Below are 12,356 nucleotides of genomic sequence, written 5' to 3'. Positions count from 1 at the left end.
GAATTCAGGAGTCAGAATTCAGGAGTCAGAATTCAGGAGTCAGAATTCAGGAGTCAGAATTCAGGAGTCAGAATTCAGGAGTCAGAATTCAGGAGTCAGAATTCAGGAGTCAGAATTCAGGAGTCAGAATTCAGGAGTCAGGAGTCAGAAATTTAAATTCAATTTAGTCTGCACAAAATTTCAACTTGATTTAACTGGGGTAAAAATAGGAACAATTAAATTTCTTCCTAAAATATCAAATTTTTAGCAAAACTAGGAGCATAATTATGCTAAGAGAAAACAACAGCTATCGTCACAAATTAAATCAATTTTTAATTTGTTGTTTGAGTAGTAGTTTGTTCATCGCAAGTAATGGGCTACCTATCAGCGCTTTAGGAAAACCTCAAAATTCGCAAAACTTTTTAATTGCTAAATCTCCAGATGAGAGACAGCCAGAAGCAGTAAAGAAAGGAATTGAGCAAATTCCTGTTTCTAATGCAACAGTATCTCCCAGAAAAAAACAATCTGTTGAATCACCAATACGACAACAAACTCCTCGGATATCTTCTAACACAGGAAGTTCCCAGCGTTCCTATAGTAGCTCTGGTTCTAGACCTTCCGGACGTAGAACTAATAATTCTAATTCCAACAATAATCGTGCTAGTAATAGCTCTGGTTCTAGATCTTCTGGAGGGAGAGTTGCTAATCGTTCTAATAATCGCCCAGCTAGAGTTCAGCAGACAAGTAGCAATGTAGCTGTCAACAACCAAAATATTCAGGAGTCACCAGCACCGATTTACAAAGAAATTAATTTTGTAGATGTGGCGTTGGGTATTTTGGATAGAAATGACTTCCAATCTCAAGGTAGATATTTCCATTTCTACGAGTTTGAAGGTAGAGAAAATCAATTAGTCCAAATTAGACTTGTTGGCAGTAATGATAACCGCAGAACAAATAATTTAAGTTTAAAACCGTTATTATTTTTGCACGATCCCGATAATAATATCATCGTCAAAAAAAGTGCTTTAGACAAAAACAGTGGTGGCGATGATGCCTTCATTTTTGCACGGTTGCCGGTGAATGGCACTTACAAAATTGCAGTTACTAGCCAAAACCCCGGAGAAATAGGTCGCTATAGTTTAGCTTTGAGGAATGATAGAGCTAGCTACACTATAGATGAATCCGGTCAACTAAACGCCAAAAGTTCCACCTTAAAACAAAATGGAGGAGCTTACAATGTTTCCAATTTTCAAGGTAAAAAAAATCAGCTAATCAGCATTCGCGTAGATAGTGTTGACGAAGAATTTTCTCCTTACGTCACCTTACTCAATTCCAAAGGGCAACCCGTAGCCATAGATCAAAACAAAGACAAAGGTGATGTATATACTGCTTTAATCGACAGAGCTAGGTTACCTGAGGATGATACTTACTATATAGTTGTTACTTCCAAGAATCCACAGGAACTTGGTAAATATAGATTGACTATTTTTTAAATTGGGCATTGGGCATTGGGCATGGGGGATGGGAAGAGGACAAGGTAGACAAGGTAGACAAGGTAGACAAGGTAGCTCTCCCCCCTCTCCCCCTCTCCCTCATCTCCCCAATACCCACTCCCCACTCCCCACTTCCTTCTCACAGGTATACATGGCGGCGTATCGTCCATTGAAGCGCAGCAGTTGTTTGTGCGTGCCTTGTTCTAAAATTCGGCCGTTTTCGATGTAAAAAATTAAATCGGCTTGTTCGATCGCTTTGAGGTTATGGGACACTACAAAGGTGGTGCGTTTGTGAGTTAAGCGTTCGAGTGCTTCGTTGACGGCGCGTTCGTTTTCGTTGTCTAAGCCAGTGGTCGGCTCATCTAATATGACGATGGCGGCTTGACGAATGGCAGCACGAGCAATGGAAATTCTCTGCCGTTGTCCTCCGGAAAGTGTCGCCCCTCTTTCTCCCAATACTGTTTCGTAGCCTTCGGGTAGCGCCATGATAAAATCGTGGGCGTTTGCTAAACGCGCAGCTTTTTCTATTGCTTCGTCAGAAGCTCCCAAACAACCGTAGGCGATGTTATCTCTGACGCTGGCAGCAAATAAAATTGTATCTTGTAGGACGACGCTAATTTGTCGGCGAATGGATTGCAATTTGTACTGGCGCAAGTCGCCGCCATCAACTAAAATTTGTCCTTCTATTGGGTCATAAAGGCGTAACAATAAACTGACTAAGGTGGATTTACCACCGCCGGATGGCCCCACTAAGGCAATGCGTTGACCTGGTTGCACCTCAAAAGTGATGTTGTGCAAGATTCTGTTTGTGGGTTCGTAGGCAAAGCTGACATTTTCAAAGCGGACGCTTCCCCGCAAAGGTGGTGCTTCCGTTGCTCCCCGCACATCGCGGATGTCTGGTACTGTGTCTAAGACATCTAAGATGCGTTCGCCGGAGGCGGTAGCTTTAGCGATTTGTCCGGTGTACTTGGCAAGTTGGCGCATGGGCTTAAAAGCAATCCGCAGATAGTTGACAAATACCAGTAAATCCCCTGGTGTGATTGCTTGCTTTAATACTAGTTGTACCCCCCGCCATAACACCAAAGCAGTGGCAATACCCACTAGCAGTTCCACCATCCTCTCTAAACCGGCTGCTAATCTTTGAGCTTTGGCACTTTCTTTTAAACTTTGGCGGTTATGGCGAGAAAAGCTATTCTCTAACATATTTTGCAGAGATAGGGCTTGGACAACTTTAATTGCGCCAATGGATTCTGCTGCTGTTGCTGCCATTGCCCCTTCCCGTTGACGTTGCGATCGCACTACTTGTCTGATGCGTTTTGTCAACCGTATGGTACAAAAAACAAACAAAGGAAAAACGGCGACGGCTATCAGCGCTAGTTCCCAGTGCAGCCAGAACATCACAAATATCATCCCCACCAAAGTCAGGGAATGGGCAATCAAAGGTAACACCGCCATCACCGTCACCTCCCGCAGTCTTTCGATGTCGGAGGTAACGCGGGTAATTAAGTCTCCAGTTTTGGCTTTGTGATGAAATGATAGCGAGAGATTTTGCAGATGACTGTAAAGTTCAGAGCGAATTTCAGTCAACACATGGCTAGCTGCTAGCGCCATTCCCACTACACTAAAATAAGCAGCAGTAGCCCGCAGTAAAGCGATCGCTATTAACCCCAAAGTCAAAGCTGTTAATAGGCCAAACTGTCCCAGTCCTGATAACACAGGAATTCCCAAAGACTGGGGCTGAAAACCAGGCACAAGAATATAGTCAAAAATGAACTTTAGCGGCCAGGGTTCCAGCAAATGTAAGAAAATTTCAGCCATCAATGCCACAAAAGAGGCAATCAGCAGCGTCTTTTGTTTACTCAACTGGGGCGCAAATCGCCGCAAAATCCGGGCAATTCCCGGTAAAGCTGCCCTGAGACTTTTAGAATCTTTAGCCGCCATTATAATAATTGGTAATTCGTAATTAATAGCAAATTGGCATGGAAAGTATTGTTAGAAATTTGGAACTTTCTAGTAAAGTTTTGTAATCCAAAATCCCAAATTTCAATGTGTTGTTGACGGTTCACACTTAACAGTCAACAGTCAACACTCAACAACCAACTTGGTTTTGAGTGTAGCGATCGCTAATATAATAATTGAGTTTTTTTTCTAGAGCGATGGCTATTTTTTCTAACCACAAGGGATTGTATCCAAAGGTCAGGCGGTTTAACAACGGCTTCAAAAATCCCTGATGGCGACGGTGTCCCATCCTTTGATAACGCTTTTGAAAATACTTGTCTTTCACTGTCAAATGCCACTTTTGGGCGAAGTGTTCTAAACTGGCAGTTTCCCAAGCATTACTCCAACGCAGCATAAAAAATGCCAGTTCTGACAATTCAAACTTTAGTCCCGGTACATAGGTAACCACCGAAGTCGGTTCGCAGTAAAAAGTGCCTCCAGCCTCAGCCACCGTCAGACAAAAATCGATATGTTCCCGCGTACTCAGCAATTTTTCGTCTAACAATCCGATTTGCTGGAAAATCTCAGCGCGAACTAACATACAATGAAACTCGGCAAACTCGCATTGTTGGCGATAAAGTTGATGGCGGATTTCAACAACTTTGCGATTGACAAAGTAATGTTTTTCATGCAATCGGCGTTTGACTTTACTTTCCTTTTGTTCCACAACAATATGAGCTTCGCCACCCGCCAGATGTACTGTTTCTCCTAAAGGTTTACCAATACAAGTCAACGGACACACTACAGTGGCTTTTGTTTCTTGGGCGCATTCCACTAAGGAGTTTAGCCAGCCCGGACTGACAATTACATCGTTGTCGATAAATACTAAATACTCAGTTTCAACTTGTTGTAAACCCAAGTTGCGGGCTTGGTTTGGTGAAAGGTAATGTTCTGTGCGGATTAATTGAAATTTTTTTTCTTGGGCTTGTTGTTGCAAGTAGCGGTGGACGTGTTGCGGCGAACCACCATCTACATAAATTAAAGAAAAAGGTAGTTCAGTGTGTTGGTAAATGCTTTCTAGGGATTCGCGCGTGTAACTAAATCGCTCCCGTTGCGAAACAATTATAGTGATTTGTGGTTTGTTCATAGTGGCGAATAGAAAATGGGAATGTATGGAGACAGGATTTATCTGACAACTGGGATAAAATCTGGAGTTGCTGGATAGTGCTGTCAATTTTTAAGTGGACGAAATTTGATTGCAAGGCGACGCAATTGAGTTGCGATGGATGCAATTGAGTTGCTAGGCGATGCAATTAAGTTGCTAGGCGATGCAATTGAGTTGCTAGGCGATGCAATTGAGTTGCTAGGCGATGCAATTGAGTTGTGAGGCGATGCAATTGAGTTGTGAGGCGATGCAATTGAGTTGCTAGGTGATGCAATTGAGTTGCTAGGTCTAAATTACCGCTTCAAACGCATTACACAAGGGATATTTTGCCTAACAAAACTGCTTCAGATCTCCCCAAGGCTCGTTGGTAAACATTTATCCAGTTTTGGAATTCCACTGATGGAGTCAGCTGTTGAGTTACTTTTGTTTTGGCTGCTGCGCCTAACTTTTGCCGTAGTAGTGGTTGAGTGGCTAGATATCGTATTGCGGCGGTTAACTCTTGTGTATTGCCGGGGTTGACTAGCAAACCGTCTACACCGTGTTCTATAATTTCAGCGATCGCATCTACACGAGTGCCAATTATTGCTCTGCTGGCTAACATTGCTTCTAAGAGCGTATTCGGACAACCGTCATGCACTGACGGAATAGCAAAAATATCCAGGTATGGCAGATATGCTAAAGCTTCTTGACGACTGGTAATTCCAGTGATGCGGAGGCGATGGCCAATTTGACTTTGCTGTATTTGCTGCTGCCAATATTCTCGCTCTTTATCAATAAAATCACCTACCAACAAAAGTGTTAAATCCAACTCTTGACCCAACTCTGCACAAGCATCAAGGAGAAATTCAATTCCCTTTTTATCTCGGAACCTACCCAATGAACCGACAACAATACCTGATAATTCCTTTACTAAAGATGGCGTAGGGAGTTGTTCAAAGTTGATGGGTGCAATAGAATTCCAAAAAGCTGATGATTTCAACTTGACACTTGGAGCAATAATACTCGCTCTTTTGAGCAAATCGCCACTAACAAATGTTACCCAATCAGAATTTTCTAAAATCCACGCTATTTGAGCGTGATGTTTAGGATGAAAAATATGCTTATGCAAATCATTACCGCGAACGCTATTGATTACCGGAACATCATTTTCTTTTGCTAAAAGGGTGGTTATGTAACCTGTTTCATTGAGAAAAAAAGCGTGAAATAAATTAAAATTGTATTTTTGATGTAAATATTTGAGTTGTAAATAAATTTCGCTAAAAAAATCTTGAATTTCTGTAACATTGTTGCGAATTGCTGATTGAATTCGATGCACAAATACTCCATTTTGCAGCATTGTTGTACAACCGGCCCGCCGACGAATTCCCTCAGCAGCTAAACGTTGTTTTGAGCGAAAAACTACAACATGAACTTCATAACCGCGAGTAATTAACATGTTAGCAATTCGATGCACTGATTCCCCAACACCGCCAATGTCTGGGGGATATTCAAGCGTGGTAATGCAGATTTTAGTTCTATCCATGATTTTAATTTGGGGTTAGGGTTAGGGTTGGGAGTTAGGAGTTAGGAGTTAGGAGTTAGGAGTTGGGAGTTGGGAGTTAGGAGTTAGGAGTTAGGAGTTAAAAGTTTGTAGTAAGGACTTTAGTCCTTTCAAAGGAGAGTAGTCCTTACTACGAACTATTTAGACCAAGCTTTTTATTTTTACATTACTCAGCATAGTTTCGTCTTTTCAAATCGTTCTACTAATTCTGACTCCTGAATTCTGACTCCTGAATTCTGACTCCTGAATTCTGACTCCTGACTCCTGAATTCTGACTCCTGAATTCTGACTCCTGACTCCTGACTCCTGAATTCTGACTCCTGACTCCTGACTCCTGACTCCTGACTCCTGAATTCTCTACACTAAGCAATTTGTTGTTTAACTACCAAATTCTTTAAGATACTTGTAGTTTTCTCAACTCCAGAGAAATCAACACTAATTTTAAAGTGTTGCTCCTTGAGATAATTGATAATATTAATAGCCAAATAATCAGGTTGTAAATCACGAGGATTGAGAAGTTTAACAATACCTAAATCGCTTAATTTTTCGGCTCTGATAGTTTGTTCTCGATCTTCGTTACCTGTAAAGGGAAGAATCATTGCTTTCACACCAGTGGTTAAAATGTTCATTGTGGTGTTATAGCCAGACATATTAATTGAGAGTTCTGCTTTTTTCATGTAACTTAACAAGTAAGGAGTATAGCGGCGGATGTGGATATTTTTGTAATCTCTTGCCAATGCTTGCAGTTCATGAAATTTTGCATCTGGGATAAATGGCCCTGTGAAAACCTGAATATTATGTGGCAGTCTTTTCTCTAAAAATGGCGCTGTTTTCACTACACAATCAAGTAGTTCATGACCAAATCTGCCACCTCCGACGCTGGTTAAAATCAAAGGTTTGTCTGATTTGAGAATTGCTTTATCTTCATAAGTAAACACAGGATTGCTCGGTTGTTCCTGCACCACGTATCCAGTGTAATAAACTTGACATTTTAGGTCATCGACTCTAGAAAATGTTTCTTCTAATGGAACAAATTCCGGGTCGCTATGAACCAATAACACATCAAAATATTTATTGATTAAGTGACAAACTTTTTCTTCGTTTTTTGCTTGTTTGTGTTGTTTGGTAACTACAATATCTCGTAAACTGGAAACAATTTTTGTATGATTTTTGTTTGATTTCGCTAATTCTAGTAAAGGAATCAACTCAAAAGAAAACCGTCTTCTGCCAAAAGGAAATAATTCTACTACTAAAATATCAGGCTGGAATTCATTAAAAATTTTCAGTAGTAGATTTTTTCTGATTTCTTTGACTTCGTTGAGACTAAATGCGTCATCTACTACTTCCAGTTCTGTAAATTGAGGATCGGTTTTAATTGCAGGGAGGTTAATAACTTCTACACCAGCAGGAATTTCAAATCCTTGAATTATTTCACCACCATTAATAAAACAAATTTGGAAATCTTTGGTTAAACCACGTACAATTTCCCTGCTGCGAACCAGATGCCCCATACCTAAAATATGTTGGCAGTAAAACATCAGACGTTTCATGAAATTTTACCTCTACGAATTTTTAGTGAATGAATCAATGACAGGTTAAAAGGCAAAAGAAAGATGAAATAAATACTTTCTACTTCAACTCGTCGCTAAATCAGGAAATTGTTCTGGTTAGTTATAGCAAAATGGAATCAGACTGTTTTTTTTGACTAGTAAATTGGAGATGTATTGACTAATTTTGGGTAAGGCGTTGAGATTAATTTCGGGAATGGAAATCTGGGAAATATGCAGTTGTTGTAACAGCGATCGCAGTAATATATCTGGAGTTAGATCCTTTGGATGAATAGTTGTGAAAAAACCTAGTTTTGCTAAGTGTTCTGCACGAATGTACTGTTCTTGCGAAGGCTTTATTCTGGGTACTATAACTGCTGGTTTATTCACAGAAAGAATTTCACACGTTGTGTTATATCCACCCATCGCTACTATCACATCTGCGGCGGCGATGTAACTCATTAAATCATTAGTAAATTCGGTTATTTCCACCTCAGGATATGCAGCTGCTTTTTGTTTGAGTGCAGCTTGCTGTTCTAGTGGCATTTCCGGGCCAGATATAATTAAACTTCGCAATTTATAACCCTTAGGCAATAATGCCAAACTTGATAGATAAGTGTCAATTAAACTGTAACCATCTTCACCACCTCCAGGGGTAACTAAAACTAGTTGTTCTTCTTTAGTGAGTTTTAATTCACTGCGAATTAAATTTGGGCTTTTGTGTCCTAATTGTTGGCGGATGTAGCCACAAAATTGCACCTTTTGAGCTACCATTGGCGGTAGTTGATATTCTTGGCGGATGTCAAAAATTTCTGGAGTACCAACAACAAGCACGCGGTCATAAAATTTTTCAATTGCTTCGTAGTAACCTTGGTTTTGCCATTCTGGAATGATTGCATCTGGGCGATCCAAAATATCCCGTAAGATTAAAATTAAAGGACTTTCTGGTAATTTTGTTTTCAAATATTCAACAGCCGCTTTCAATTCATTGCCAATACCGTAGGGCTTTTTGTCTACGAGAAACATGTCTGGTTGAAAATTAGCGATCGCTGATAAAATTAGCTCGGAGCGCAATTTGACTACTTCATCAATTTCTATCCCCAGATACTTGACAGACATTTCACCAGATATCCCCCGATTTAAACAGGGTAATTTGATGTAATCCAGTCTTTTCGGCAGTCGAAAGTTATGCAGTACTGGCGAACCAGAAACTACTAAAATTGAAAGTTTATCAATAGAATCTAATAAATGAGTGCAGATGCCTAGCATTCTGCGAATATTACCAATACCGAAGCCATCGTGGGAATATACCATCAATTTCATGGCCAAATATCCCTCAAGTATTCAGTGGAGTTTGTCCTGTGGAATCAGAAAAAATTATGTAGAATTTCTGCATACATAAGTTAAGTGGGTCTCAAGCCAATTTCAATTTGGATTCAGAATCTAAAATCCTGACTTAACTAAGTTCTCAATGTTGAATGAATCTTTTATGAACCTTTTATGAGAAAATTCTCATGATGAAAATTGGGCATTGGACATGAGAAGATTGATTTTTATTGTTCCTTATGAGCGCAGCTCATGGAGTCTCTTGCATAAATATTTTTTTGTTTCACGCAGAGGCGCAGAGAAGAAAACACAGAGAAAGACTTTTGCAAGAAGTCTACTGAGTAAAACTTCATACTGGTAATTCTTCGTGTGAAAGTATGCCCACCAGTACCCGTAGCAAATCTTCTAAACCTTCAGGAACACGATAAAGCTTAATATCTTCTGTAATCCGCTTCTCTTCTCTATGAAGAATACCAAATTTCCAATCATCTCCATTGGTAACTGCTCCATATAAAATGCATGATTCTGAATCTAGGGATCTATCTAGAGCAACTAATTCTACAGCTAGCTGTGTAAATCCTCTTCTGATATCTGATTGTTTGGCTTCAATTACCAATAAAGAGTTAGATTTATATAAGTAATAATCTAAAGTTCCTTTGAGTTTTTCATTCACATTAATCGGATACTCACTATATAATTGAGCCATTGTATGTTCGCATACTTCAGCAAAGATAGGTGCAATTAAAAATTCTCGTATTGATATCTCTGCTGTTGGATTAAACAGTTTTATGTTTCGCTGCAAATAATTTTGTAAAAATTCTAAATAAGTAAGTTCGCCAAAGTATTTCGGTAATTCTAATTCTGTGCGAGCGTAGCTGTACTCAAACTCAGCCAATATATCTATCGTTGGATTAGGCAGCAAAAAATATTGACTAAAAGTATAACTTTGTTCTGGGTTTAAAATTCTATATTTGCTCATTCTAATAATTTTTATCTAAATCCAAGTTGATTACTAAGTAGATGGACATAAATAAATATAATATGTTCTGTCATTGCGTTCGCGTAGCGTCTAGAAGAGAAGGGTACGCTCAATGCTCAGTAAGTTGATTCCAAGAGGGTTGAGCGCAGTCGAAACCTGGCGATATCGAGTTAGGTTTAATTTAGTCCTTCTACTTATACAAAATTATAGTTGTAAATCAATAAATACAGTTCAGTTAAGCATTGCTCTCTTCTCTCTGTGTTCTCTGCGCTTGGAGCGGTAGCCTCTGTCTTGCCGCTGCTCGTGACAAAGAGTTTTAACCTTAACCCAAGCCTATTGAGTTATAAATCATTATCTTCCTGCGCCTTTGTTGTTTGCTGATTTTTCACGAGATTTGCTTGAGTAGAACGTAATTCTTCTAAAGCTAATTCTAAGCTTTGGTTTTTTTCATTTAATTCCTGTGTCCGTTCCTGCACCTTTTTTTCTAGTACCTGGCTGTATACTTCTAGCTGTTCGTTAATATCCTTTTGGGCTTTGATGAGTTGCTGAACTTCTTGGATGAGACGATTAAGGGAAGTAGCTAAGATACCGACTTCATCATTAGTCTTGACCGGTGCTTGTAAATCGAAGTTAGATTCTTCTGTAACTTGCTGGGCAATATGAGTAACTGCTTGAATAGGATGGGCAATGGCGCGACTAGTGTAGATTGCCAGTAATGTGGCGATGGCAATTGATAATGATAGACTACCAACTATAATATATAAACGTAATTTTTCCGCAGTTTGTAATTGCTGTTTAGCTTGCTCATAATCTTTGGCTGTCACTTCCACGAGATTTGTAATGTCATCGAGAAAGTTATCCATCAAAAAAACTGAGGAGCCATGCATAAAATTAAACAATTGAGTTTGTGCTGTCTTAATTTTATCTGCTGATAATTTATTGGGATTATTATCTTCAAAAAAAGCTTCTGTGCGCTGTAAGTAAGCACTAAAATTTTTATAATTTTGTAATAAAAGGTAGAATTCTTTTTGCTTATTTACAGCCTTATATTTTATGGGCTTTTGAATGCTGTAATTTACTCTTAACTCAGACCAAACTTGTCGGGCTTGGGCAACATACTCCAACAATTGAGCATAATTTTTTTCCCATAGCTGTGGTCTATCCATGTAGAGAATAAGTTGGTGTTGAGTGGTGCGTACATAAAACACACTCGTTTTCAATTGAGACGCCTGATATAATTCTTGAAACGCTGCTACTTCTCGTTTTTGCGCCTTGAGTTGGTAACGCTCTGCAATTACAAAACCCATAGTAGTCCCCAGCACAGCAATACTGACAACTAGTGCATATCCAACACCTATTTTTTGACCAACTTTCAGATGACTGAACCAATACCCAAAGTTATTTAATGGCTGTATGCCAGTGTTTGACCATCCACCAGCCAGTTTATCAAAATTCTTGTGCCGCTTCATATCAGGTTCAATTGAATAGTTATAATTATGACTGACGCGGGGACGGGTAGACACGGAGACAAGGGAGAGTTTTGAATTATAAGTGATTATCCGAACTTGATATCATACTCAATCACGAGTAAGGGCGAACAGCCGTTCGCCCGTACAAGTTATTGTATGTGTATCAATATTTTGGTGAATTGGTATTACTTGCGATGGTCTTTATTGGCTGCTTTATCTCCAACAACAATTTGGTATTGCATATTATGTCTTCAAACGATAACCCATCCCTCTAACTGTTTCAATGATGTCGCTGCCTAGTTTCTTACGGAGATAACCGACATAGACATCGACAATATTAGAACCTGGATTATAGTCGTAGCCCCAAACATAATCTAGCAGTTGTTCGCGACTAATAATTTGTCCGGGATGACGGCAAAACATCTCTGCCATTGTAAATTCACGAGCTGGTAATTCCACCAAGCGATCGCCTACTTTCACTTGTCGAGTCCGCAAATCCAATACCACATTACCTGCACTCAAGGTAAACTCTTGGGTATCTCTCACCTGTCTAGTAGTTCGCAAACGCAACTTTACCCGCGCCAACAGTTCTTCAAATCGAAAGGGTTTAGTGACATAATCATCCGCACCCCCTTCTAACCCAGCGACTTTATCATGAATATCACTGCGAGCCGAGAGAATAATTACAGGTAAATCCTCACCCTGTCCCCGCAATTCTTCCAACACCTGAAATCCATCTTTTCCAGGCAAACCCAAATCCAAAATTAATAAATCAAAAGCTCCATTGTGTACAACATCTACCACATACAGTCCATCGGCCACTGTTGTTGTAGTAAATCCTTGCGATCGCAATCCTTTTTCAATAAACGAAGCAATCCGCGGTTCATCTTCAGCGATGAGAATGTGAGGCATAGGCGGGC

Annotated in this window: 10 protein-coding genes; 1 reads left to right on the top strand and 9 read right to left on the bottom strand. The window is 39.8% G+C overall.

Annotation, left to right across the window (positions count from 1 at the left end):
- The first annotated feature begins 266 nt into the window (after positions 1 to 266).
- A complete protein-coding gene (locus tag VF06_RS38020) occupies positions 267 to 1,472 on the top strand; it encodes a pre-peptidase C-terminal domain-containing protein (protein WP_180267677.1) in 1,206 nt (401 codons plus the stop codon).
- A 99-nt stretch (positions 1,473 to 1,571) separates the two neighbouring features.
- Here VF06_RS38020 and VF06_RS38015 read toward each other — a convergent pair whose 3' ends face one another.
- The 9 genes from VF06_RS38015 to VF06_RS37980 all read right to left on the bottom strand — a co-directional run bounded on the left by VF06_RS38015 (position 1,572) and on the right by VF06_RS37980 (position 12,348).
- Complete coding sequence (locus VF06_RS38015; protein WP_099073510.1) at positions 1,572 to 3,413, bottom strand: ABC transporter ATP-binding protein; 1,842 nt, start codon at positions 3,411 to 3,413, stop codon at positions 1,572 to 1,574.
- Positions 3,414 to 3,561: 148 nt separating this feature from the next.
- The gene (locus tag VF06_RS38010; protein ID WP_099069318.1) at positions 3,562 to 4,557 is read right to left on the bottom strand and encodes a glycosyltransferase family 2 protein; all 996 of its coding nucleotides are present in this window, start codon (positions 4,555 to 4,557) and stop codon (positions 3,562 to 3,564) included.
- A 166-nt stretch (positions 4,558 to 4,723) separates the two neighbouring features.
- On the bottom strand, positions 4,724 to 4,849 hold the full coding sequence (locus tag VF06_RS43285; protein ID WP_257207621.1) for a hypothetical protein: 126 nt from the start codon (positions 4,847 to 4,849) through the stop codon (positions 4,724 to 4,726).
- Positions 4,850 to 4,885: 36 nt separating this feature from the next.
- A complete protein-coding gene (locus tag VF06_RS38005; protein WP_099069319.1) occupies positions 4,886 to 6,097 on the bottom strand; it encodes a glycosyltransferase in 1,212 nt (403 codons plus the stop codon).
- Between the two features lie 380 nt (positions 6,098 to 6,477).
- Positions 6,478 to 7,665 carry a glycosyltransferase family protein gene (locus tag VF06_RS38000; RefSeq protein WP_099069320.1) on the bottom strand — a complete coding sequence of 396 codons (1,188 nt, stop codon included), beginning with the start codon at positions 7,663 to 7,665 and terminating at the stop codon, positions 6,478 to 6,480.
- Positions 7,666 to 7,782: 117 nt separating this feature from the next.
- Positions 7,783 to 8,985: a glycosyltransferase family protein gene (locus VF06_RS37995; RefSeq protein WP_244918253.1), complete on the bottom strand. Its 1,203-nt coding sequence runs from the start codon at positions 8,983 to 8,985 to the stop codon at positions 7,783 to 7,785.
- Between the two features lie 352 nt (positions 8,986 to 9,337).
- The gene (locus tag VF06_RS37990) at positions 9,338 to 9,967 is read right to left on the bottom strand and encodes a hypothetical protein (RefSeq protein ID WP_099069321.1); all 630 of its coding nucleotides are present in this window, start codon (positions 9,965 to 9,967) and stop codon (positions 9,338 to 9,340) included.
- A 341-nt stretch (positions 9,968 to 10,308) separates the two neighbouring features.
- Positions 10,309 to 11,436, bottom strand: coding sequence for a HAMP domain-containing protein (locus VF06_RS37985; protein ID WP_099069360.1), 1,128 nt, complete (start codon positions 11,434 to 11,436; stop codon positions 10,309 to 10,311).
- 243 nt (positions 11,437 to 11,679) lie between these two features.
- On the bottom strand, positions 11,680 to 12,348 hold the full coding sequence (locus VF06_RS37980; protein ID WP_099069322.1) for a response regulator transcription factor: 669 nt from the start codon (positions 12,346 to 12,348) through the stop codon (positions 11,680 to 11,682).
- Between the last annotated feature and the right edge of the window lie 8 nt (positions 12,349 to 12,356).

Origin of the sequence: Nostoc linckia z4, from assembly GCF_002608075.1 — a bacterium.
Lineage (GTDB): Bacteria > Cyanobacteriota > Cyanobacteriia > Cyanobacteriales > Nostocaceae > Nostoc > Nostoc linckia.
Note: the sequence above shows the minus strand (reverse complement) of the source record. Positions and strands in the feature narration are given on the sequence as shown.

What these genes read in the sequence shown, in the direction of transcription:
- VF06_RS38020 (WP_180267677.1), top strand. Translation starts at nt 267, where the DNA reads ATGCTAAGAGAAAACAACAGCTATCGTCACAAATTAAATCAATTTTTA.
- VF06_RS38015 (WP_099073510.1), bottom strand. Translation starts at nt 3,413, where the DNA reads ATGGCGGCTAAAGATTCTAAAAGTCTCAGGGCAGCTTTACCGGGAATT.
- VF06_RS38010 (WP_099069318.1), bottom strand. Translation starts at nt 4,557, where the DNA reads ATGAACAAACCACAAATCACTATAATTGTTTCGCAACGGGAGCGATTT.
- VF06_RS38005 (WP_099069319.1), bottom strand. Translation starts at nt 6,097, where the DNA reads ATGGATAGAACTAAAATCTGCATTACCACGCTTGAATATCCCCCAGAC.
- VF06_RS38000 (WP_099069320.1), bottom strand. Translation starts at nt 7,665, where the DNA reads ATGAAACGTCTGATGTTTTACTGCCAACATATTTTAGGTATGGGGCAT.
- VF06_RS37995 (WP_244918253.1), bottom strand. Translation starts at nt 8,985, where the DNA reads ATGAAATTGATGGTATATTCCCACGATGGCTTCGGTATTGGTAATATT.
- VF06_RS37990 (WP_099069321.1), bottom strand. Translation starts at nt 9,967, where the DNA reads ATGAGCAAATATAGAATTTTAAACCCAGAACAAAGTTATACTTTTAGT.
- VF06_RS37985 (WP_099069360.1), bottom strand. Translation starts at nt 11,436, where the DNA reads ATGAAGCGGCACAAGAATTTTGATAAACTGGCTGGTGGATGGTCAAAC.
- VF06_RS37980 (WP_099069322.1), bottom strand. Translation starts at nt 12,348, where the DNA reads ATGCCTCACATTCTCATCGCTGAAGATGAACCGCGGATTGCTTCGTTT.